This is a genomic window from Actinomadura chokoriensis (assembly GCF_041463665.1).
GTDB classification, from domain to species: Bacteria; Actinomycetota; Actinomycetes; order Streptosporangiales; family Streptosporangiaceae; genus Spirillospora; species Spirillospora chokoriensis_A.
This window is the reverse complement of the sequence record NZ_JAXCEJ010000015.1, coordinates 143076-162825: the sequence shown is the minus strand read 5'-3', so window position 1 is coordinate 162825 and position 19750 is coordinate 143076. Positions and strand designations below refer to the sequence as shown.

The 19750-nt window shown below is 68.5% G+C and carries 30 protein-coding genes; 27 read left to right on the top strand and 3 right to left on the bottom strand.

From position 1 onward, the window contains the following. Positions 1 to 6 precede the first annotated feature (6 nt). A complete protein-coding gene (locus SM418_RS23170) occupies positions 7 to 357 on the bottom strand; it encodes a hypothetical protein (RefSeq protein ID WP_371942982.1) in 351 nt (116 codons plus the stop codon). Beyond that, positions 342 to 737, bottom strand: a complete 396-nt coding sequence (locus tag SM418_RS23165; protein ID WP_371942981.1) for an ATP-binding protein — start codon at positions 735 to 737, stop codon at positions 342 to 344. Before SM418_RS23165 ends, SM418_RS23170 begins: the two co-directional genes overlap by 16 nt. 161 nt (positions 738 to 898) lie before the next feature. Between SM418_RS23165 and SM418_RS23160 the strand changes: the two genes are divergently transcribed. The 4 genes from SM418_RS23160 to SM418_RS23145 all read left to right on the top strand — a co-directional run bounded on the left by SM418_RS23160 (position 899) and on the right by SM418_RS23145 (position 3298). After that, a complete protein-coding gene (locus SM418_RS23160) occupies positions 899 to 1714 on the top strand; it encodes a helix-turn-helix domain-containing protein (RefSeq protein ID WP_371942980.1) in 816 nt (271 codons plus the stop codon). Next, positions 1705 to 1887 carry a DUF397 domain-containing protein gene (locus SM418_RS23155; protein WP_371942979.1) on the top strand — a complete coding sequence of 61 codons (183 nt, stop codon included), beginning with the start codon at positions 1705 to 1707 and terminating at the stop codon, positions 1885 to 1887. Before SM418_RS23160 ends, SM418_RS23155 begins: the two co-directional genes overlap by 10 nt. A 48-nt stretch (positions 1888 to 1935) precedes the next feature. Continuing rightward, the gene (locus SM418_RS23150) at positions 1936 to 2958 is read left to right on the top strand and encodes a DNA polymerase IV (RefSeq protein WP_371942978.1); all 1023 of its coding nucleotides are present in this window, start codon (positions 1936 to 1938) and stop codon (positions 2956 to 2958) included. A gap of 97 nt (positions 2959 to 3055) precedes the next feature. Continuing rightward, positions 3056 to 3298, top strand: coding sequence for a hypothetical protein (locus tag SM418_RS23145; RefSeq protein WP_371942977.1), 243 nt, complete (start codon positions 3056 to 3058; stop codon positions 3296 to 3298). Positions 3299 to 3387: 89 nt separating this feature from the next. Here the strand turns inward: SM418_RS23145 and SM418_RS23140 are convergent, their stop codons facing one another. Then, positions 3388 to 3810: a DUF7144 family membrane protein gene (locus SM418_RS23140; RefSeq protein WP_371942976.1), complete on the bottom strand. Its 423-nt coding sequence runs from the start codon at positions 3808 to 3810 to the stop codon at positions 3388 to 3390. A gap of 185 nt (positions 3811 to 3995) precedes the next feature. On the opposite strand from SM418_RS23140, the gene SM418_RS23135 reads away from it, so the two are divergent. From SM418_RS23135 to rplF, 23 genes are all read left to right on the top strand, one after another. After that, the gene (locus tag SM418_RS23135) at positions 3996 to 4976 is read left to right on the top strand and encodes an aldo/keto reductase (protein ID WP_371942975.1); all 981 of its coding nucleotides are present in this window, start codon (positions 3996 to 3998) and stop codon (positions 4974 to 4976) included. Between the two features lie 241 nt (positions 4977 to 5217). Further along, complete coding sequence (locus tag SM418_RS23130) at positions 5218 to 6828, top strand: hypothetical protein (RefSeq protein WP_371942974.1); 1611 nt, start codon at positions 5218 to 5220, stop codon at positions 6826 to 6828. 591 nt (positions 6829 to 7419) lie between these two features. After that, positions 7420 to 7794 carry a 30S ribosomal protein S12 gene (gene rpsL / locus SM418_RS23125; RefSeq protein ID WP_089324469.1) on the top strand — a complete coding sequence of 125 codons (375 nt, stop codon included), beginning with the start codon at positions 7420 to 7422 and terminating at the stop codon, positions 7792 to 7794. Continuing rightward, complete coding sequence (gene rpsG / locus SM418_RS23120; RefSeq protein WP_021597494.1) at positions 7794 to 8264, top strand: 30S ribosomal protein S7; 471 nt, start codon at positions 7794 to 7796, stop codon at positions 8262 to 8264. The genes rpsL and rpsG overlap by 1 nt, the downstream gene beginning before the upstream one ends. Positions 8265 to 8304: 40 nt before the next feature. Further along, positions 8305 to 10416 (top strand): elongation factor G, encoded by a 2112-nt coding sequence (gene fusA / locus SM418_RS23115; RefSeq protein ID WP_371942973.1) that lies wholly within the window; start codon positions 8305 to 8307, stop codon positions 10414 to 10416. A gap of 83 nt (positions 10417 to 10499) precedes the next feature. Continuing rightward, the gene (gene tuf, locus SM418_RS23110; RefSeq protein ID WP_371942972.1) at positions 10500 to 11693 is read left to right on the top strand and encodes an elongation factor Tu; all 1194 of its coding nucleotides are present in this window, start codon (positions 10500 to 10502) and stop codon (positions 11691 to 11693) included. 129 nt (positions 11694 to 11822) lie between these two features. Then, a complete protein-coding gene (rpsJ, locus tag SM418_RS23105) occupies positions 11823 to 12131 on the top strand; it encodes a 30S ribosomal protein S10 (protein ID WP_018657599.1) in 309 nt (102 codons plus the stop codon). Between the two features lie 15 nt (positions 12132 to 12146). Then, positions 12147 to 12797, top strand: coding sequence for a 50S ribosomal protein L3 (rplC, locus tag SM418_RS23100; RefSeq protein WP_371942971.1), 651 nt, complete (start codon positions 12147 to 12149; stop codon positions 12795 to 12797). After that, the gene (gene rplD / locus SM418_RS23095) at positions 12794 to 13396 is read left to right on the top strand and encodes a 50S ribosomal protein L4 (RefSeq protein WP_371942970.1); all 603 of its coding nucleotides are present in this window, start codon (positions 12794 to 12796) and stop codon (positions 13394 to 13396) included. The genes rplC and rplD overlap by 4 nt, the downstream gene beginning before the upstream one ends. 12 nt (positions 13397 to 13408) lie before the next feature. Further along, the gene (rplW, locus tag SM418_RS23090; RefSeq protein WP_371942969.1) at positions 13409 to 13708 is read left to right on the top strand and encodes a 50S ribosomal protein L23; all 300 of its coding nucleotides are present in this window, start codon (positions 13409 to 13411) and stop codon (positions 13706 to 13708) included. Positions 13709 to 13751: 43 nt separating this feature from the next. Continuing rightward, entirely contained in the window at positions 13752 to 14585 is an 834-nt protein-coding gene (gene rplB / locus SM418_RS23085) for a 50S ribosomal protein L2 (RefSeq protein WP_371942968.1), read from the top strand. A 12-nt stretch (positions 14586 to 14597) separates the two neighbouring features. Further along, positions 14598 to 14879 (top strand): 30S ribosomal protein S19, encoded by a 282-nt coding sequence (gene rpsS, locus SM418_RS23080; RefSeq protein ID WP_132200473.1) that lies wholly within the window; start codon positions 14598 to 14600, stop codon positions 14877 to 14879. 39 nt (positions 14880 to 14918) lie between these two features. After that, positions 14919 to 15305, top strand: coding sequence for a 50S ribosomal protein L22 (gene rplV, locus SM418_RS23075; protein ID WP_371942967.1), 387 nt, complete (start codon positions 14919 to 14921; stop codon positions 15303 to 15305). Continuing rightward, positions 15305 to 16168: a 30S ribosomal protein S3 gene (gene rpsC, locus SM418_RS23070; RefSeq protein WP_371942966.1), complete on the top strand. Its 864-nt coding sequence runs from the start codon at positions 15305 to 15307 to the stop codon at positions 16166 to 16168. Before rplV ends, rpsC begins: the two co-directional genes overlap by 1 nt. A 7-nt stretch (positions 16169 to 16175) precedes the next feature. Then, positions 16176 to 16595 carry a 50S ribosomal protein L16 gene (rplP, locus tag SM418_RS23065; RefSeq protein WP_021596731.1) on the top strand — a complete coding sequence of 140 codons (420 nt, stop codon included), beginning with the start codon at positions 16176 to 16178 and terminating at the stop codon, positions 16593 to 16595. Then, positions 16595 to 16840 (top strand): 50S ribosomal protein L29, encoded by a 246-nt coding sequence (gene rpmC / locus SM418_RS23060; protein ID WP_371942965.1) that lies wholly within the window; start codon positions 16595 to 16597, stop codon positions 16838 to 16840. The genes rplP and rpmC overlap by 1 nt, the downstream gene beginning before the upstream one ends. Next, positions 16837 to 17109: a 30S ribosomal protein S17 gene (gene rpsQ, locus SM418_RS23055; RefSeq protein ID WP_371942964.1), complete on the top strand. Its 273-nt coding sequence runs from the start codon at positions 16837 to 16839 to the stop codon at positions 17107 to 17109. Before rpmC ends, rpsQ begins: the two co-directional genes overlap by 4 nt. Positions 17110 to 17206: 97 nt before the next feature. Then, entirely contained in the window at positions 17207 to 17575 is a 369-nt protein-coding gene (rplN, locus tag SM418_RS23050) for a 50S ribosomal protein L14 (protein WP_067629407.1), read from the top strand. Beyond that, entirely contained in the window at positions 17575 to 17883 is a 309-nt protein-coding gene (gene rplX / locus SM418_RS23045) for a 50S ribosomal protein L24 (RefSeq protein WP_371942963.1), read from the top strand. The genes rplN and rplX overlap by 1 nt, the downstream gene beginning before the upstream one ends. Positions 17884 to 17888: 5 nt before the next feature. Continuing rightward, on the top strand, positions 17889 to 18464 hold the full coding sequence (gene rplE / locus SM418_RS23040; protein WP_371942962.1) for a 50S ribosomal protein L5: 576 nt from the start codon (positions 17889 to 17891) through the stop codon (positions 18462 to 18464). Between the two features lie 2 nt (positions 18465 to 18466). Beyond that, the gene (locus SM418_RS23035) at positions 18467 to 18652 is read left to right on the top strand and encodes a type Z 30S ribosomal protein S14 (RefSeq protein WP_371942961.1); all 186 of its coding nucleotides are present in this window, start codon (positions 18467 to 18469) and stop codon (positions 18650 to 18652) included. Between the two features lie 142 nt (positions 18653 to 18794). After that, entirely contained in the window at positions 18795 to 19193 is a 399-nt protein-coding gene (rpsH, locus tag SM418_RS23030) for a 30S ribosomal protein S8 (RefSeq protein ID WP_371942960.1), read from the top strand. A 17-nt stretch (positions 19194 to 19210) separates the two neighbouring features. Further along, positions 19211 to 19747, top strand: coding sequence for a 50S ribosomal protein L6 (gene rplF / locus SM418_RS23025; protein WP_371942959.1), 537 nt, complete (start codon positions 19211 to 19213; stop codon positions 19745 to 19747). Positions 19748 to 19750: the final 3 nt, after the last annotated feature.

The window sequence follows — 19750 nt, the reverse complement described above, 5'->3', positions numbered from 1 at the left end:
GGCGTCCTACCAGGTGGACGGGTACATCCGGTGCTTCAGGATGTCGCCGACCACCCCGGCCGCCGACTCCGCGTCCCCGCACGGCCCCAGGTAGCCGCCCCGCCCCCGCCGGGCCTCGTGGTACGCCCATCTCCCGCCCGGCACGACCAGCGCACTCACCACGATCCCGACCTCCCCGGGCCCGTTCGCGTACACCCGCAGCAGCGGGATCGGCGCGGGCCCGTAGAACTTGACGAACCGCCACCCCTGCGGCCCGAGCGCAACGGAAAGTGCGTCCAGATACCGGACGGCGGTCGCCCGCCCCAGCCGCGTCCGCCAGTACAGCGCGGAACGTTCCAGGTTCAGCACTTGGCCCACGTGACCTTCCCCCCTTCGAGCAGCGGCCGCGTCCCCCACGCGACGGCGAGCCGGGAGACCATCAGTAGCCCGCGCCCGCCGGTCGCCGCGTGATCCTCCGGGCGGATCTCGGGCACCCCTTCGCCGCCGTCCCATGCCTCGATGACGGGGCGCCCGTCGCGCTCGTCCCGCAGAACCCGGACGACGATCGGCCCCTCCTCGTGCACGAGCGAGTTCGTGACCAGCTCGGAGACGACGACCCGCGCGTCCGAGTCGTCCGCGATCCCCCACTCCCGGAACCAGCCGGCGACGAACCGCCGCGCGAGCGCCGGAGCCCGATCGGACGGTTCGAGAACGAGCGTTGTCCGCCCCTCATCAGGCACAACGGTCGTCGGAAGCATCACCCACCACCTTTGACTGAGTCATGAATTTCTGATGCCAGTCAGTCATGGCAGATGTACTCTCCGTTACAAAGTGCAGAACATGCGAGGCAAGTCAGGTTCCATGCGCCCGCACCACTTGGGTACTGGTTGGGCGCCCTTCAATGAGGGAGAGTGAGGAGATGGCGCCACAACGGATGCGCGGAACGGTCTCGCCGACGCTGCTCGCGTTCGGCCGCCGCTTCCGGCGGCTCCGGGAGGCCAAGGGCTGGACGCAGGAGGCCGTAGCCCGGCGCGCGAACGGTGGGCAGGGCGTAAAATCGCAGTACATCGGTGCCGTCGAGAACGGCCGCACCCGCTGCACGCGCGAATTCGCCGAAACGATGGACCACTACCTGGACGCGAACGGCGAACTGCTCTACCTTTACGACGATCTGGTCAAGGACGCCACGTTCCCGACCTGGTTCGACTGGCACACCGTCGAGCCGGAAGCGATCATGCTGGAGTCGTACCAACCGCTCCTAGTGCACGGGTTGCTCCAGACTCCGGCCTACGCATCCGCGATCCTCAAGGGCGATAAGGATGCGGTAGAAGCTCGAATCAACCGTCAGAGCATCCTGACCAGAGAGAACCCGCCGCCGCCCGACTTCTCACTCCTCCAGGACGAGGTGTCCCTCACTCGGCTCACCGGCACTCCCGAGATCATGAGGGAGCAACTGGAGCATCTGATCTACATGGCGGAGTGCGGCACCATTACCCTGCAGGTCGTCCCCAGCCGGGGGGAGCATGTCGGTAACAGCGGCGCGTTCAACATCGCTACCCTGGCTGACCGGACCGAGATCGCTTACGCGGACATGGCAGCGCGTGGGCTCACCATGAGCGACGCAGAGGACATTGCCACCCTCAGAAGGACGCTGATGATCGTCCGATCGCTGGCTCTGCCCACGAACCAATCCCTCGAAATGATTCGTAAGGTGGTAAGGGAGAGATGGACTTGACCAAGGCTGCATGGCGTAAGTCCAGCTACACCACGGCCAACGGTGGTGATTGTGTGGAGTTGGCCTCACTTTCCGAGATGGTGGCGGTCCGTGACAGCAAGAACCCGGATGGGCCGGAGTTGTTGGTGTCCCGTGAGGCGTTCGCGGCGCTGCTGGCCGACCTCAAGCGGTAGCTGCCGCTCCGCCTGACTCCCCGGCAGGCGGCTGGGAACAATGGGGGCGTGGCTCGTTGGGTCCTGCACGTTGATCTGGACCAGTTCATCGCCGCCGTCGAGGTGCTACGTCACCCGGAGTTGAAGGGGCGGCCGGTCGTCGTCGGTGGAGACGGCGATCCGACGAAGCGCGGTGTGGTCAGCACGGCCTCGTACGAGGCGCGCGAGTACGGCGTGCATTCGGGGCTGCCGCTCCGGACGGCGGCGCGGCGGTGCCCGGACGCGGTGTTCCTGCCCGTGGACAGGGACGTCTACGAGGACGTCTCGCATCGGGTCATGGCCGCGCTGCGGAGTCTCGGCGTGGTGGTCGAGGTCCTCGGCTGGGACGAGGCGTTCCTGGCCGTCGACGGCGACGACCCGGAGGCGGTGGCCCAGGAGATCCGGGCGCGTGTGCGTGCGGCGACGGGCCTGGAGTGCTCGGTGGGCATCGGGCAGAACAAGCTGCAGGCGAAGCTCGCGACCGGCTTCGGCAAGCCCGCCGGGGTCTTCCGGCTGACCGCGGAGACCTGGTTCGAGGTGCTCGGCGACCGGCCGCCCGACGCGCTGTGGGGCATCGGCGCCAAGACCGCCAAGCGGCTGAGGGGACTGGGCATCACCACGGTCGGGGGCCTCGCCGCGACCGATCCGGACGCTCTTGCCAGGGAGGTCGGCCCAACGATCGGCCCGTGGCTCGTGCGGCTCGCGCAGGGCCGGGACCATTCGCCGGTGAGCGACGCGCCGTACGTTCCGCGCTCCAGCGGCCGGGAGACCACCTACCAGCGTGATCTGGACGATTGGGACGACGTGCGCCGCGAGGTCTCCCGGCTGGCCCGGCGGGTCGCAAGCGACGTGGCCGATGACGGGAGGGACGTCGTCCGCGTCATCGTCAAGGTCCGGTACGCGCCGTTCGTCACCCAGACCCACGGCCGGACGCTGGACGCACCGACCGTCGAGCCCGCCCGGATCGAGGAGGCCGCTCTTGCCGCGCTCGACGGCTTCACCGGAGGACGCCCGGTGCGGCTCCTGGGCGTCCGCGCCGAGTTCTCCCGGTGACCTGCCAGGCTTTTTACCTTTTTGTCCGGTTTTGTAGGTGTCATGGGCGGGGAGGAATTGCCTCGTTGCCTGAAGTCAGTGTCGGGGGAGAGAAGATATGAAGCGGGTGATGACCGGCGCGCTGATCGCCGCCGTGGTCGGTGTCGGTGGAATGGGCGGCGTCGCCGCCGCCCAGCCGTCCCCCGGAAAGACCGTGCGCCAGGACTGCCGCACCTACTCCGGCGTTACCGAGTGCGGTCAGCCCCAGCTCGACGAGAAGCAGCGCGCGTGCGTGACCTCGGCCGTGCAGCAGGGCATGACCGAGCGCCGCGCCGTGGTCGAGTGCCACGCCTTCGCATAGGACCCGCCACGCACGAACGACGGGGCCCGTCCCATCCCGGGACGGGCCCCGTCGCGGAGTGCGCGACGACCTCTCTCGTCGAGGTCCGGTCAGTTGGCCCGCGCCCCCGCCGGCGGTGCGGTGAGCGCGTAGATCAGCAGGACGCACAGGGCGATGGTCAGCACCGACCAGATCGGGAACGCGACCAGGAAGGCCAGATGCCCGATCGCGGCGACGACTGCGAAGAAGACGCCGGTCGCGCGAGCCCACATCCTGCCGGACAGGATGCCCGCGCCGACGGCGATCTGGACGACGCCCAAGATCAGCCAGATCCATCCCCATGTCGTGTAGTCGAATACCAGGATCTGATTCTGGCCGACCAGGTAGTAGCTGTCCTTGAACAGTGCCACCAAGCCGTCGATGATGTTGAAGGCGCCGATTACCACGGCCAGCGTGCCGGCGAAGGCCAGCCACCCCGATGTCCTGTGCCGCGTCATCGGCGATGCGGGGCCGTGGGCAGTCTTGGTCGTCATGTGATCCCCCTCCCGGTCGGGCTGGCGGTGCCGCCGACCCGGTGACCGGAAGGTGCCCTCCCCGGATGCCGCAAATCGTGACCAACCATCATTTGACGTCACCTTTATGGAGATGTGGGACGCGGGAAGGGCTGGTGATCGGCGGTGTGGAGGTGCACCGTGGAGAACGTTGAGAGGAGTTGGTCATGGAACAGGTACGCCTCGGCACGACCGGACTGAAGGTCTCACGCATCTGCCTGGGGATGATGAGCTACGGCGACCCCGCGCTGCGGAAGTGGGCCCTGGACGAGGAGGCGGCGGAGCCGATCGTCCGGCGGGCCGTCGAAGGCGGAGTGACGTTCTTCGACACCGCTGACATGTACTCGCAGGGAGTGAGCGAGGAGATCACCGGACGCCTGCTCCCGAAGCTCTTCGCCCGGCGGGACGATTACGTCCTAGCCACCAAGGTCTGCATGCCCATGGGTGACGGGCCGAACGACCGGGGCCTCTCCCGCAAGCACATCATGGCGGGAATCGACGACTCGCTACGGCGGCTCGGCACCGACTATGTGGACCTCTACCAGATCCACCGCTGGGACTATGAGACGCCCATCGAGGAGACCATGGAGGCCCTGCACGACGTCGTGAAGTCCGGCAAGGCACGGTACATCGGGGCGTCCAGCATGTACGCGTGGCAGTTCGCCAAGGCGCAGCACGTCGCCGAGACGCGCGGCTGGACGAAGTTCGTCTCGATGCAGAACCACTACAACCTCATCTACAGGGAAGAGGAGCGGGAGATGAACCCGCTCTGCGCCGACCAGGGGGTGGGCCTCATCCCGTGGAGTCCGCTCGCGCGCGGGATGCTCGCCGGGAACCGGGAGAGGGGCGGCGAGCGCAAGACCGTCCGCTCCCGCAACGACGCCTTCGGGGACGGCCTGTACACGGAGACCGACTTCGACGTCGTCGACGCCGTCATGGAGGTCGCGGCCGAGCGCGGCGTGTCGGCGGCTCAGGTGGCCCTCGCCTGGCTGCTCGGCCGTCCCGGGATGACCGCCCCGATCGTGGGAGCGACGAAACTCACTCACATGGACGACGCGATCGCCGCGGAGACCCTGGAACTGGACGAGAAGGAAGTGGCGCGACTGGAGGCTCCCTACCGCCCGCACGGGGTTATCGGGCACTCCTGACCGAGGACGACACGGACGTCCCCGGACGGAACGCTCCGGGGACGTCCGGCGTCCATCAAGAGGGTGGTGATTTGCGATCCCCCGGGCGATCGGGGCAGGCTGTGGACGAGAACGCCCACGCATGGCAAGACCGCCACGCGGGGAAAAGAGGAAAAGTTCGGAGGCGGCGTTATGCGCCGCGCGCCTCCGGGCCTCCGGGAGCTGAGGAGCCCCGGGACGACGGCGCTGAAGGAGCCCGACGATGACCGAGAACGACGGCACGCAGGGCCCGCAGCGGCCGTTGCCGGAGGACGAGGGGCAGCCCCGGCCGGCGGAGCAGGAGCCCCCCGCCCGGCCGCTCGGGGACCGCACGGTGGTGTTCGGAGCTCCGCAACTGGGCGGCCAGAGCGGCGCCAAGCCGCCCCCGCCGCCGGAGCCCCGCGAGGAGGAGCGGCCCGCACCGCCCCCGCCGCCCCCCACGATGGTCGAGCAGCCGATGCCGCAGTTCGGCGAGCAGCCCCCGGCACCGCCCCAGCAGCCCTACGGCGCACCCCAGGGGCCGCCCCCGTACGGGCAGCCGCCCGCCGGGCAGGACCCGTACGCCGCGCCCCAGGTCCCGGGAGGGTTCACGCCCCCGCAGGACCCGCAGCAGTACGTCCCGCCGGGAGAGCAGCCGCAGTACGGCCGGCCCCAGCCCGGCTACGAGCAGCCCCAGTACGGCCAGCCGCCCCAGTACGAGCAGCCCCAGTACGGGCAGCAGCCTCCGCAGCAGCCGTCCGGGTACCCGCAGCAGCCGATGCACGGCGCGCCGCAGGACCAGCCGCAGTACGGGCCGCCGCCGTTCGGCGGGCAGCCCGGCGGCTTCCCGCCGCCCGAGCCCGCCGCGCCCGCCGAGCAGGCGCCGCCGCTGCCCGAGCAGCCGCAGGACGTCTCCGGCGACCGCACGGTGATCGTCCCCGGTCCCGCCGCCCGCGCGCCCGAGCCCGAGCAGCCGCGGCCCGCGATCGACGACCAGGCGACGCTGCACTGGTCGCCCGGCACCGACGTCCCCGTCGCCACCGGCCCCGAGCGCAAGCAGGAACCGCCGGCCGAGCCGTGGCAGGCGCCGACGCCGCCGTCCACGCCCGAGCCCTGGTCGCCCGAGGCGCCCAAGCCGGGCCAGCAGGGACAGCAGGGTCAGGTCGACCACGAGCGGACGATGATGGTGCCGCCGCCCGAGTCGGGCTTCGGCGCGGGTTCGCAGTCGTCGGGTGCCTCGCCGTCGGTGGACGATCTGTACCGCCCGCCCGGTGAGAGCGGCGTCGAGGACGCGCGTTCGACCGAGGCGTTCGACCCGTCCGCCGTGTCCCAGGGACGGCACGCCGCCGAGGCGCCCGGCCAGGGCGACAGCACCCGGCTCGACATCGGCCAGCAGCAGTGGGGCCAGCAGCCCCAGCAGCCCCAGCAGCAGGCCGCTCAGCAGTACGGGCAGCAGCAGGCTTACGGCCAGCCCGGCGAGCAGCAGCAACAGGGCTACGGCCAGCAGCAGCCCGCTCAGCAGCAGCCCGGTCAGCAGGCCGGTGAGCAGCGCGGCTTCGGCCAGCCCGAGCAGTACGGTCAGCCGTACCAGCAGCAGGGCTACGGCCAGCCGGGCCAATACGACCAGCAGGGCCAACAGGGCCAGCAGCAGTACGGCCAGCAGCAGGGCTACGGTCAACCTGGCCAGCAGGGGCAGTACGGCCAGCCCGCCCAGCAGGGCCAGTACGGTCAGCAGGCCGGCTACGGCACCGGGGCCGGGGAGGGCAAGGGCGGCAAGAACACGCTCTGGCTCGTCATCGGCGGCGTCGCCGTCGTGGTGATCCTCGTCGTCCTGGTCGTCGCCTTCGTCCTGTAGGCCGGGCTCGGGCGCGGCGAACCAGGTAAAACCTCGTCCACATCTTCCCCAACAGCGGGAACGTGGGACACAATGCCGGCGGGTGGCCCGTCCCGGACGTCCATGTCCGCGACGGGAACATCCGCCGGTATTCTGCCGTTCATGATCATGGGAGTAGGCTCCCCACCGCCCCTCGGGCTTGCGTACCAGGGGGTGCGCACGGTAGTGCGCTCCTTGTTTTGCACTTTGCCGCGCGGGTCGGTAATCTCTTCACTTGCGCCCGCTCTGCGGGCCACTATGCGTGCGCGTCGGCGAGGCCGGTAGGCCAGCCCCAGCGCCGCATCTGATGGGGCTCTTCCCTTTTCGGCGGGCTCGGCGGTTCGACGCCGCCCGGACGCGCCGGGTGGGGGAGGCTCACTCCCCGGCTTGATTCGGCCCTTCTAGGGGCCGGGCGGTCTGTGTCGGTTTCGCGCGGTTGTATTTCCGTGAGGCGGCGACACGCCCGACCGCGGGGGTCGGAGAGGTCGGGAAACCGGCAGGTCACAGCCTCGCCTGAGGTGGTGATTGCAGCAAAAAGACTTACCGGCTCGGTACGAGGAAGACGGAGACGCGGTGCCCACGATCCAGCAGCTGGTCCGAAAGGGCCGCCAGGACAAGGTGACCAAGAACAAGACGCCCGCGCTCAAGGGCAGCCCCCAGCGCCGGGGAGTCTGCACGCGCGTCTACACGACGACGCCCAAGAAGCCGAACTCCGCGCTTCGCAAGGTCGCACGTGTCCGGCTGACCAGCGGGATCGAGGTCACGGCCTACATCCCCGGCGTCGGCCACAACCTGCAGGAGCACTCGATCGTGCTCGTGCGCGGCGGCCGTGTGAAGGACCTCCCGGGCGTTCGGTACAAGATCATCCGCGGGGCGCTCGACACCCAGGGCGTGCGGAACCGCAAGCAAGGGCGCAGCCACTACGGCGCGAAGAAGGAGAAGAGCTGATGCCGCGCAAGGGCCCTGCTGGCAAGCGCCAGCTGATCGCTGACCCGGTGTACAACTCGCCGCTGGTCACCGCGCTCATCAACAAGATTCTCCTGGACGGCAAGCGCTCGATCGCGCAGAGCATCGTCTACGACGCCCTCGAGGGCGCCCGCGAGAAGACCGGCAACGACCCGGTCGTCACGCTGAAGCGCGCGCTCGACAACGTGAAGCCGACCCTGGAGGTCCGCAGCCGCCGCGTCGGTGGCGCGACCTACCAGGTCCCCGTCGAGGTGCGGCCGGCCCGCAGCACCACGCTCGCCCTCCGGTGGCTGGTGGTGTACGCCCGGCAGCGTCGCGAGAAGACCATGACCGAGCGGCTGATGAACGAGCTGCTCGACGCGAGCAACGGCCTCGGCGCGTCTGTCAAGAAGCGCGAGGACACGCACAAGATGGCGGAGTCCAACAAGGCCTTCGCCCACTACCGCTGGTAACCCCGGCGAACTGCAACGACGAGACGACGCGAGGACGACAGTGGCTACCAAAACCGGTGTGGACCTGGCCAGGGTCCGCAACATCGGGATCATGGCCCATATCGACGCGGGCAAGACCACGACGACCGAGCGCATCCTGTTCTACACGGGGATGAGCTACAAGATCGGTGAAGTCCACGACGGTGCGGCCACCATGGACTGGATGGAGCAGGAACAGGAGCGGGGGATCACCATCACCTCCGCCGCCACCACCTGCCACTGGCCCGTGGACGAGACCGATCACACGATCAACATCATCGACACCCCCGGGCACGTCGACTTCACCGTCGAGGTGGAGCGCAACCTCCGGGTGCTGGACGGTGCGGTCGCGGTGTTCGACGGGGTCGCCGGCGTGGAGCCCCAGTCCGAGACGGTGTGGCGCCAGGCCGACCGCTACGGCGTGCCCCGCATGTGCTTCGTCAACAAGCTCGACCGGGTCGGCGCGGAGTTCCACCGCTGCGTCGACATGATCGAGAACCGGCTCAACGCGACCCCGCTGTCGCTGCAGCTGCCGATCGGCGCCGAGGCCGACTTCAAGGGCGTCATCGACCTCGTCACGATGAAGGCCCTCGTCTGGAACGAGGAGGCCAAGCTCGGCGAGATGTACGACACCGTCGACATCCCCGAGTCGCACGCCGAGACGGCCCGCGAGTGGCACGACAAGCTCGTCGAGACCCTCGCGGAGAACGACGACGAGATCATGGAGCTGTACCTGGAGGGCGACGAGCCCACCGTCGAGCAGCTCTACGCCGGCATCCGCCGGGCGACCGTCGCCGCCAAGCTCACCCCGGTGCTGTGCGGCACCGCGTTCAAGAACAAGGGCGTGCAGCCCCTGCTGGACGCGATCGTCCGCTACCTGCCCTCTCCGCTCGACGTCGAGGCCATCGAGGGCCACGCCGTCCGGGACGAGGAGAAGGTGCTTTCGCGCAAGCCGAGCGAGGAGGAGCCGTTCTCCGCGCTGGCGTTCAAGATCATGAGCGACCCGCACCTCGGCAAGCTCACCTTCGTGCGCGTCTACTCCGGCGTCATGGAGTCCGGCGCGAACGTGATGAACTCCGTCAAGGAGCGCAAGGAGCGCATCGGCAAGATCTACCGGATGCACGCCAACAAGCGCACCGAGATCGAGCGCGCGGGCGCCGGCGACATCGTCGCGGTGATGGGCCTCAAGCAGACCACCACCGGTGAGACGCTGTGCGACGACAAGGACCCGATCGTCCTGGAGTCGATGAACTTCCCGGCGCCGGTCATCCACGTCGCGATCGAGCCGAAGACCAAGGCCGACCAGCAGAAGCTGGGCACCGCGATCCAGCGGCTCGCCGAGGAGGACCCGTCCTTCCAGGTCCGCACGGACGAGGAGACCGGGCAGACCGTCATCTCCGGCATGGGCGAACTCCACCTGGAGATCCTCGTCGACCGGATGAAGCGCGAGTTCAAGGTCGACGCCAACGTCGGCAAGCCGCAGGTCGCCTACCGCGAGACGATCAGCCGCAAGGTCGAGAAGGTCGAGTACACCCACAAGAAGCAGACGGGCGGCTCCGGCCAGTTCGGTCGCGTGATCATCGACCTGGAGCCGCTCGGTGGCGGGTCCGACGGCTACGAGTTCGAGAACAAGGTCACCGGTGGCCGCATCCCGCGGGAGTACATCCCGTCGGTCGACGCGGGCTGCCAGGAGGCCGCGGAGTTCGGCGTCCTCGCGGGCTACCCGATGGTGGGCGTGAAGGTCACCCTGCAGGACGGCGCCTACCACGAGGTCGACTCCTCGGAGATGGCGTTCAAGGTCGCCGGCTCCATGGCGTTCAAGGAGGCGGCCCGCAAGGCGAAGCCCACGCTGCTGGAGCCGATGATGGCGGTCGAGGTCACCACGCCCGAGGAGAACATGGGCGATGTGATCGGCGACCTCAACAGCCGCCGCGGTCAGGTCCAGTCCATGGACGAGCGGCACGGCATGCGCGTCATCAAGGCGCTCGTGCCCCTGTCGGAGATGTTCGGCTACGTGGGTGATCTGCGCAGCAAGACCCAGGGCCGGGCTGTTTTCACGATGCAGTTCGACTCCTACGCCGAGGTTCCCACGAATGTGGCGCAGGAGATCATCGCCAAGGCGCGGGGCGAATAAGCACCCGGGCCTGCCCACAGATCACCAGGACGTACATCGAAGCGGTCGTCTAGACGGCCGAGGATCGCAACAAGGAGCAACCAGTGGCGAAGGCCAAGTTCGAGCGGACGAAGCCGCACGTGAACATCGGCACCATTGGACACATCGACCACGGTAAGACCACGCTTACCGCGGCGATCACCAAGGTGCTCCACGACAAGTACCCGGACCTCAACCCGTACACGCCGTTCGAGGACATCGACAAGGCGCCGGAGGAGCGCGAGCGCGGCATCACGATCTCGATCGCGCACGTCGAGTACCAGACCGAGGCCCGGCACTACGCGCACGTCGACTGCCCGGGGCACGCCGACTACATCAAGAACATGATCACCGGTGCCGCGCAGATGGACGGCGCCATCCTGGTGGTCGCCGCCACCGACGGCCCGATGCCGCAGACCAAGGAGCACGTGCTCCTGGCCCGCCAGGTCGGCGTCCCCTACATCGTCGTCGCGCTGAACAAGTGCGACATGGTGGACGACGAGGAGATCCTGGAGCTCGTCGAGCTCGAGGTCCGCGAGCTGCTCTCCGAGTACGAGTTCCCGGGCGACGACGTCCCGGTCGTCCGCGTCTCCGCCTTCCAGGCGCTGCAGGGCGACGAGAAGTGGGCCGCGTCCATCGTCGAGCTCATGGACGCCGTCGACGAGAACGTGCCGGAGCCGGTGCGCGACACCGAGAAGCCGTTCCTGATGCCGATCGAGGACGTCTTCTCGATCACCGGCCGCGGCACCGTCGTGACCGGCCGCATCGAGCGCGGTGTCGTCAACGTCAACGAGACCGTCGACATCATCGGCATCAAGTCCGAGTCCACCTCGACCACCGTCACCGGTGTCGAGATGTTCCGCAAGCTGCTCGACCAGGGCCAGGCGGGCGACAACGTCGGCCTGCTCCTGCGCGGCATCAAGCGCGAGGACGTCGAGCGCGGCCAGTGCGTCATCAAGCCGGGCACCAACACCCCGCACACCGAGTTCGAGGCGCAGGTCTACATCCTGTCCAAGGACGAGGGCGGCCGCCACACGCCGTTCTTCAACAACTACCGTCCGCAGTTCTACTTCCGGACCACGGACGTCACCGGCGTGGTGAACCTCCCCGAGGGCACCGAGATGGTCATGCCGGGCGACAACACCGAGATGCGCGTCGAGCTGATCCAGCCCGTCGCCATGGAGGAGGGCCTCAAGTTCGCCATCCGCGAGGGTGGCCGGACGGTCGGCGCCGGTCGCGTCACCAAGGTCATCAAGTAACACCTCTCGTAACGCGGCGGCCCGGCCGCCCGCCCCGGGGGTCTCCCCCGGACCGGCAAGGCGAATGGGCCGCCGCGTCACGACCATGAAGTAAACAGCGGCACTACAGCAAAGGACACCGAGGCCACCATGGCGGGACAGAAGATCCGCATCCGGCTCAAGGCCTACGACCACGAGGTCATCGACACCTCCGCGAAGAAGATCGTTGAGACGGTGACGCGGACGGGCGCCAAGGTCGCGGGCCCGGTGCCGCTGCCGACCGAGAAGAACGTGTACTGCGTCATCCGCTCGCCGCACAAGTACAAGGACAGCCGCGAGCACTTCGAGATGCGCACGCACAAGCGGTTGATCGACATCATCGACCCGACGCCCAAGACGGTCGACTCGCTGATGCGGCTCGACCTTCCGGCCGGCGTTGACATCGAGATCAAGCTCTAAGGGACGCACCGAGAGATGAGTACGCAGAGGAAGGGCGTCCTGGGCGAGAAGCTCGGCATGACCCAGGTCTTCGACGATGAGGGCCGGATGGTTCCGGTGACCGTCGTCCAGGCCGGGCCGTGTGTCGTGACCCAGCTCCGCACCCAGGAGACGGACGGCTACACCGCCGTCCAGATCGGGTACGGGCAGATCGACCCCCGCAAGGTGAACAAGCCGCGCGCGGGTCACTTCGAGAAGGCCGGCGTGACGCCGCGCCGCTACCTCGTCGAACTGCGGGCCGACGACACCACCGAGTACGAACTCGGCCAGGAGATCACCGCCAGCGTCTTCGAGGCCGGCCAGAAGATCGACGTTACCGGCACCAGCAAGGGCAAGGGCACCGCCGGTGTCATGAAGCGCCACGGCTTCAAGGGCCTCGGCGCCTCGCACGGCACCCAGCGCAAGCACCGCTCGCCGGGTTCGATCGGCGGCTGCGCGACCCCGGGTCGCGTCTTCAAGGGCCTCCGCATGGCGGGACGGCACGGCAACGCCCGTACCACCGTGCAGAACCTGACCGTCCACGCCATCGACGCGGAGAAGAACCTGCTGCTCATCAAGGGCGCGGTTCCCGGTCCCAACGGCGGCGTGGTCCTCGTCCGCGACGCAGTGAAGGGGACGGGCAAGTGACCTCCAAGCTCGACATCGACCTGCCCGCCGAGGTCTTCGACGCGAAGACCAGCGTGCCGCTGATCCACCAGGTCGTGGTGGCGCAGCTGGCCGCCGCGCGCCAGGGCACGCACTCGACCAAGACCCGCGGCGACGTCCGCGGCGGCGGCAAGAAGCCGTACCGCCAGAAGGGCACCGGCCGCGCCCGCCAGGGCTCGACCCGCGCGCCCCAGTTCGCCGGCGGCGGCATCGTGCACGGCCCGCAGCCGCGGGACTACACGCAGCGGACGCCCAAGAAGATGAAGGCCGCCGCGCTTCGCGGCGCCCTGTCCGACCGCGCCCGGTACGGCCGGGTGCACGTCGTGGACGGCCTCATCGAGGGCGACACCCCGAAGACGAAGACGGCGCTGAAGGCGCTGCGCGAGGTCACCGACGCCAAGCGCGTCCTCCTGGTCCTGCACCGCGAGGACGAGCTGACCTGGAAGAGCCTGCGCAACGAGCCGAGCGTGCACGTCCTCGTCTCCGACCAGCTCAACACCTACGACGTGCTGGTGAACGACGACGTGGTCTTCACGAAGGCCGCGTACGACGAGTTCATCTCGCGCGCGGCGAAGAAGTAAGGAGGGTCGCACATGAACAAGATCGCCGACCCCCGCGACATCATCCTCGCGCCGGTCGTCTCGGAGAAGAGCTACGGGCTGCTGGACGAGAACAAGTACACGTTCATCGTCCGTCCGGACGCCAACAAGACGCAGATCAAGCAGGCCGTCGAGGCCGTGTTCGGCGTCAAGGTGACGAACGTGAACACGCTCAACCGGCAGGGCAAGCGCAAGCGCACCCGGTTCGGCTACGGCAAGCGCAAGGACACCAAGCGCGCCATCGTCAGCCTGGCCGAGGGCGAGCGGATCGACATCTTCGGCGGCCCGGCCTAACCAGGCCGAGGTCCCGGAGCAGATAAAGGGATGAACGAAAAAGATGGGCATCCGTAACTACAAGCCGACGACGCCGGGGCGTCGCGGCTCCAGCGTGGCCGACTTCGTCGAGATCACGCGCAGCGAGCCGGAGAAGTCGCTGCTGCGTCCGCTCCCCAAGAAGGGCGGCCGCAACAACCACGGCCGCATCACGACCCGGCACCAGGGCGGCGGGCACAAGCGGGCCTACCGCGTGATCGACTTCCGCCGGCACGACAAGGACGGCGTGCCGGCCAAGGTCGCGCACATCGAGTACGACCCGAACCGCACCGCGCGGATCGCGCTGCTGCACTACGTGGACGGCGAGAAGCGCTACATCCTCGCCCCGCGCGGTCTGAAGCAGGGCGACCGGGTGGAGAACGGGTCGGGCGCGGACATCAAGCCGGGCAACTGCCTGCCGCTGCGCAACATCCCGACCGGTACGGTCATCCACGCCATCGAGCTCCGCCCCGGCGGCGGCGCCAAGATCGCCCGCAGCGCGGGCGCCGGCGTCCAGCTGCTGGCCAAGGAGGGCAAGTACGCCACGCTGCGCATGCCCTCCGGCGAGATGCGGATGGTGGACGTGCGCTGCCGCGCGACGGTCGGCGAGGTCGGCAACGCCGAGCAGTCGAACATCAACTGGGGCAAGGCCGGACGCATGCGGTGGAAGGGCAAGCGCCCGACCGTCCGCGGTGTGGCCATGAACCCGATCGACCACCCGCACGGTGGTGGTGAGGGCAAGACCTCTGGTGGCCGGCACCCGGTGAACCCGAACGGTAAGAAGGAAGGCCGCACTCGCCAGGCGAACAAGTCGAGCGACCGGCTGATCGTCCGTCGTCGCAGCAAGAAGAAGCGGTAGGAGTCGCTCGTCATGCCACGTAGCCTTAAGAAGGGCCCGTTCGTGGACGACCACCTGATGAAGAAGGTGGACGTCCAGAACGAGAAGGGCACCAAGAACGTCATCAAGACGTGGTCGCGGCGCTCCATGATCGTGCCGGACATGATCGGTCACACGATCGCCGTGCACGACGGCCGCAAGCACGTCCCGGTGTTCGTCACCGACTCGATGGTGGGACACAAGCTCGGCGAGTTCGCGCCGACGCGGACGTTCCGCAGCCACGTCAAGGAAGACCGCCGCAGCCGTCGCGGCTAGCAGGCAGAGCAGTACGCACGTAGGAGAGAGGGAACAGCGATGGAAGCCAGGGCCCAGGCGCGGTACATCCGCGTCACGCCCAGGAAGGCCCGCCGCGTGGTGGACCTCATCCGCGGCCTGCCTGCCGCGGAGGCTCAGGCGGTGCTGCGGTTCGCCCCCCAGGCCGCTAGTGAGCCGGTGGGCAAGGTGCTGGCGAGTGCCATCGCCAACGCCGAGCACAACTTCAAGCTCGACTCGGACACGCTCGTCGTGAGCCGTGCGTGGGTGGACGAGGGGCCGACGCTCAAGCGTTTCCGTCCCCGCGCCCAGGGCCGGGCTTACCGCATCAACAAGCGCACGAGCCACATCACGGTGGTCGTGGAGTCGCGCGAAGCGGCGTCCAGCGGGGCGTCCGGCGGCGGTAAGAAGACGAGGAGGGCCCGGTAGTGGGTCAGAAGATCAACCCGCACGGGTTCCGGCTCGGCATCACCACCGACCACAAGTCCGTGTGGTTCGCCGACAAGCTCTACAAGGACTACGTCAAGGAAGACGTCCAGATCCGGCGCATGCTGCAGAAGGGCATGGACCGGGCGGGCATCTCCAAGGTGGAGATCGAGCGGACCCGTGACCGTGTCGAGGTCAACATCCACACCGCCCGGCCGGGCATCGTCATCGGCCGCCGCGGCGCGGAGGCCGAGCGCCTCCGGGGCGACCTGGAGAAGCTGACCGGCAAGCAGGTCCGGCTGAACATCCTCGAGGTGAAGAACCCCGAGATCGACGCGCAGCTCGTCGCGCAGGGCGTGGCCGAGCAGCTGTCCAGCCGGGTCGCGTTCCGCCGCGCCATGCGCAAGGCGATCCAGTCCGCGATGAAGTCCGGCGCCAAGGGCATCAAGGTGCAGTGCGGCGGCCGTCTCGGCGGCGCCGAGATGTCGCGGTCGGAGTTCTACCGCGAGGGCCAGGTCCCGCTGCACACGCTGCGCGCCGACATCGACTACGGCTTCTACGAGGCCCGGACGACGTTCGGCCGCATCGGCGTCAAGGTGTGGATCTACAAGGGCGAGGCCGCGGCGACCCGCGCCGAGCGTGAACAGAAGGCCGCGCAGCAGCGCGCCGCCGGCGGCGGTGGCGGCGGCGGCCGTGAGCGGCGCGGCGGCGGTGGCGGCGAGCGCCGTGGCGGCGGTCGCGGCGGCCGTGGCGGACGTGGCGGCGCCGGTGGCGAGCGCGGCGGTCGCGGTGGCGAGCAGAAGCAGCAGCAGTCCGAGCAGCCGGCCCCGGCGGCCGAGGCTGCTCCGCAGGGTGAGGGGAGCTGAGTAACCGATGCTGATCCCTCGCAAGGTCAAGCACCGCAAGCAGCACCACCCGAAGCGCCGTGGCATGGCCAAGGGCGGCACGAGGGTGACGTTCGGCGAGTACGGCATCCAGGCCGTCGAGGCCGCGTACGTGACGAACCGGCAGATCGAGGCCGCGCGTATCGCGATGACCCGCCACATCAAGCGTGGCGGCAAGGTCTGGATCAACATCTTCCCGGACCGTCCGCTGACCAAGAAGCCCGCCGAGACCCGCATGGGCTCCGGTAAGGGTTCGGTCGAGTGGTGGGTGGCCAACGTGAAGCCGGGCCGCGTGCTCTTCGAGATCTCCTACCCGAACGAGCAGATCGCTCGGGAGGCGCTCACCCGCGCGATCCACAAGCTCCCGATGAAGTGCAAGATCGTAAAGCGAGAGGTGGGTGAGTCCTGATGGCCAAGGGTCTTACCGCCGACGACCTGCGGACCGAGCCTGAGGACGTCCTGGTCACCAAGCTCAAGGAGGCCAAGGAGGAGCTGTTCAACCTGCGCTTCCAGGCCGCCACCGGACAGCTTGAGAGCCACGGGCGGCTGCGCACCGTCAAGCGCGAGATCGCCCGCATCTACACCGTGATGCGGGAGCGCGAGCTCGGCATCGTCACGGTCGCCGAGGACGACGCCGCGGAGGGCGACGAATGACCGAGCAGCAGACGGAGAAGCGGACCAGCCGCAAGGTCCTTGAGGGTCTCGTGGTCAGCGACAAGATGGACAAGACCGTGGTCGTGTCCGTCGAGGACCGGGTGACCCACCGCAGGTACCACAAGGTGATCCGCCGCACGAAGAACTACAAGGCGCACGACGAGGCCAACGAGTGCGGCGTGGGCGACCGCGTCCGGCTCATGGAGACCCGCCCGCTGTCGGCCACCAAGCGGTGGCGCGTGGTGGAGATCCTCGAGAAGGCCAAGTAGGCCCGCGGGGCGGCAGCCTCGCAATGTACATGACTGGTTCCACCAGGCTGGCCGGACGACGTCCGGTGCAGAACCGGTGTGACGAACAGGAGTTGACGTGATCCAGCAGGAGTCGCGACTCAAGGTCGCCGACAACACGGGTGCGAAGGAGATCCTTTGCATCCGGGTTCTCGGCGGCTCGGGTCGGCGCTACGCGGGAGTCGGCGACATCATCGTCGCGACGGTGAAGGACGCCCTTCCCGGCGCGGGCGTGAAGAAGGGTGACGTCGTCAAGGCGGTCGTCGTGCGCACCCGCAAGGAGCGCCGGCGCCCGGACGGCTCCTACATCCGCTTCGACGAGAACGCCGCCGTTCTGATCCGGGACGGCGGCGACCCCCGCGGCACCCGTATCTTCGGCCCGGTGGGCCGCGAACTGCGCGAGAAGAAGTTCATGCGCATCATCTCGCTCGCGCCGGAGGTGCTCTGATGAAGATCCGCAAGGGCGACGAGGTCATCGTCCTCGCCGGCAAGGACAAGGGCGCGACCGGCAAGGTCCTGCGCGTCCTCCCGCGCGAGGAGCGGGTCGTCGTCGAGGGCGTCAACCTCATCACCAAGAACATCAAGGCCGACCAGCAGCGTGCCGGCAAGGAGAGCGGTCGCGTCACGGTCGAGGCGCCGCTGCACGCCAGCAACGTCGCGATCGTCGAGGACGGCAAGCCGGTACGGGTCGGTTACCGCATCAACGAGGACGGCACGAAGGTTCGGATCTCGCGCCGTAGCGGTAAGGAGATCTGAGACCGATGACCGAGACCGTCACCGAGCGTCCCGTGCCGACGCCGAGGCTCAAGGTCCGCTACCGCGAGGAGATCGCGGGGCAGATGCGCGAGCAGTTCGGCTACGCCAACGTCATGCAGATCCCCACGCTGACCAAGATCGTGGTCAACATGGGGGTCGGCGACGCGGCCAAGGACGCCAAGCTGATCGAGGGCGCCATCCGCGACCTGTCGCTGATCACCGGCCAGAAGCCGGCGGTCAACCGGGCCCGCAAGTCCATCGCGCAGTTCAAGCTGCGCGAGGGCATGCCGATCGGCGCGCACGCCACGCTGCGCGGCGACCGCATGTGGGAGTTCCTGGACCGGCTGCTCGCCACCGCGCTGCCCCGCATCCGCGACTTCCGCGGCCTGTCGCCGAAGCAGTTCGACGGCAACGGGAACTACACCTTCGGGCTGACCGAGCAGGTCATGTTCCACGAGGTCGACCCGGACAAGGTCGACCGGCAGCGGGGCATGGACATCACGGTCGTGACGACCGCGAAGACCGACGACGAGGGCCGGGCGCTCCTGAAGCTCCTGGGCTTCCCGTTCAAGGAGAGCTGAGCATGGCGAAGAAGTCGCTGATCGCCAAGGCGGAGCGGAAGCCGAAGTTCGGCGTGCGCGCGTACACTCGGTGCTCGCGCTGCGGGCGTCCGCGCTCCGTCTACCGGAAGTTCGGCCTCTGCCGGGTGTGCTTCCGGGAGATGGCCCACCGCGGCGAGCTGCCTGGCATCACGAAGTCCAGCTGGTGACCGCGTCCCCGGGGTCTCCCCGGGGACGGGACACCGGCCTGTAATGACCAACCGGGCGTCCGCGAGGACGTCCACGACCGCGCCAAAGGTCCACGGGCCGCATCAACCCGAGGAAACCGTGGCGAGGGAGGGCCAGTAGGCCATGACGATGACCGACCCGATCGCAGACATGCTGACGCGTCTGCGGAACGCGAATTCGGCGTACCACGACTCCGTGGCGATGCCGTACTCGAAGATCAAGGCGCACATCGCCGAGATCCTCCAGCAGGAGGGCTACATCTCGGGCTGGAACGTGCAGGACGCCAAGGTCGGCAAGGAGCTCCTGATCGAGCTGAAGTTCGGCCCGACCCGCGAGCGTTCGATCGCCGGCATCAAGCGTGTCTCGAAGCCGGGTCTGCGCGTGTACGCGAAGAAGGACAACCTGCCGAAGGTCCTGGGCGGGCTGGGCGTCGCGATCATCTCGACGTCCGCCGGCCTGATGACCGACCGGCAGGCTGGCAAGCGTGGCGTGGGCGGGGAAGTCCTCGCCTACGTCTGGTGAGGGGAGGTACTTAAAAAATGTCTCGTATTGGACGTCTCCCCATCACCGTGCCCAGCGGCGTCGAGGTCAGCCTCGACGGCCAGGAGGTCACCGTCAAGGGGCCGAAGGGCACGCTGTCGCACACCGTCGCGGAGCCCATCGGGGTCAGCCAGGAGGACGGCAGGCTCGTCGTCACCCGGCCGAACGACATCAACAAGGTGCGCGGGCTGCACGGGCTCACCCGGACGCTGATCAACAACATGGTCGTCGGGGTCACCGACGGCTACAAGAAGACCCTGGTCATCCAGGGCGTCGGCTACCGGGTGGTGGCCAAGGGCCAGAACGTCGAGTTCTCGCTCGGCTACAGCCACCCGATCCCGTTCGAGGCGCCGGAGGGCATCAAGCTCACCGTCGAGAAGCCGACGCAGCTGACGGTCGAGGGCATCGACAAGCAGCTCGTCGGCGAGATCGCCGCCCGCATCCGGAAGCTGCGCAAGCCCGACCCCTACAAGGGCAAGGGCGTGCGCTACGAGGGTGAGCAGATCCGCCGCAAGGTCGGAAAGGCTGGCAAGTGATGC

What these genes read in the sequence shown, in the direction of transcription:
- SM418_RS23155 (WP_371942979.1), top strand. Translation starts at nt 1,705, where the DNA reads ATGGACTTGACCAAGGCTGCATGGCGTAAGTCCAGCTACACCACGGCC.
- rplE (WP_371942962.1), top strand. Translation starts at nt 17,889, where the DNA reads ATGACCGAGACCGTCACCGAGCGTCCCGTGCCGACGCCGAGGCTCAAG.
- SM418_RS23145 (WP_371942977.1), top strand. Translation starts at nt 3,056, where the DNA reads ATGAAGCGGGTGATGACCGGCGCGCTGATCGCCGCCGTGGTCGGTGTC.
- SM418_RS23160 (WP_371942980.1), top strand. Translation starts at nt 899, where the DNA reads ATGGCGCCACAACGGATGCGCGGAACGGTCTCGCCGACGCTGCTCGCG.
- SM418_RS23035 (WP_371942961.1), top strand. Translation starts at nt 18,467, where the DNA reads ATGGCGAAGAAGTCGCTGATCGCCAAGGCGGAGCGGAAGCCGAAGTTC.
- rplX (WP_371942963.1), top strand. Translation starts at nt 17,575, where the DNA reads ATGAAGATCCGCAAGGGCGACGAGGTCATCGTCCTCGCCGGCAAGGAC.
- rplB (WP_371942968.1), top strand. Translation starts at nt 13,752, where the DNA reads ATGGGCATCCGTAACTACAAGCCGACGACGCCGGGGCGTCGCGGCTCC.
- rpsH (WP_371942960.1), top strand. Translation starts at nt 18,795, where the DNA reads ATGACGATGACCGACCCGATCGCAGACATGCTGACGCGTCTGCGGAAC.
- SM418_RS23165 (WP_371942981.1), bottom strand. Translation starts at nt 737, where the DNA reads ATGCTTCCGACGACCGTTGTGCCTGATGAGGGGCGGACAACGCTCGTT.
- rpsG (WP_021597494.1), top strand. Translation starts at nt 7,794, where the DNA reads ATGCCGCGCAAGGGCCCTGCTGGCAAGCGCCAGCTGATCGCTGACCCG.
- rplV (WP_371942967.1), top strand. Translation starts at nt 14,919, where the DNA reads ATGGAAGCCAGGGCCCAGGCGCGGTACATCCGCGTCACGCCCAGGAAG.
- SM418_RS23130 (WP_371942974.1), top strand. Translation starts at nt 5,218, where the DNA reads ATGACCGAGAACGACGGCACGCAGGGCCCGCAGCGGCCGTTGCCGGAG.
- rplF (WP_371942959.1), top strand. Translation starts at nt 19,211, where the DNA reads ATGTCTCGTATTGGACGTCTCCCCATCACCGTGCCCAGCGGCGTCGAG.
- rplP (WP_021596731.1), top strand. Translation starts at nt 16,176, where the DNA reads ATGCTGATCCCTCGCAAGGTCAAGCACCGCAAGCAGCACCACCCGAAG.
- rpmC (WP_371942965.1), top strand. Translation starts at nt 16,595, where the DNA reads ATGGCCAAGGGTCTTACCGCCGACGACCTGCGGACCGAGCCTGAGGAC.
- rpsJ (WP_018657599.1), top strand. Translation starts at nt 11,823, where the DNA reads ATGGCGGGACAGAAGATCCGCATCCGGCTCAAGGCCTACGACCACGAG.
- rplW (WP_371942969.1), top strand. Translation starts at nt 13,409, where the DNA reads ATGAACAAGATCGCCGACCCCCGCGACATCATCCTCGCGCCGGTCGTC.
- rpsS (WP_132200473.1), top strand. Translation starts at nt 14,598, where the DNA reads ATGCCACGTAGCCTTAAGAAGGGCCCGTTCGTGGACGACCACCTGATG.
- SM418_RS23140 (WP_371942976.1), bottom strand. Translation starts at nt 3,810, where the DNA reads ATGACGACCAAGACTGCCCACGGCCCCGCATCGCCGATGACGCGGCAC.
- rpsQ (WP_371942964.1), top strand. Translation starts at nt 16,837, where the DNA reads ATGACCGAGCAGCAGACGGAGAAGCGGACCAGCCGCAAGGTCCTTGAG.
- rplC (WP_371942971.1), top strand. Translation starts at nt 12,147, where the DNA reads ATGAGTACGCAGAGGAAGGGCGTCCTGGGCGAGAAGCTCGGCATGACC.
- SM418_RS23135 (WP_371942975.1), top strand. Translation starts at nt 3,996, where the DNA reads ATGGAACAGGTACGCCTCGGCACGACCGGACTGAAGGTCTCACGCATC.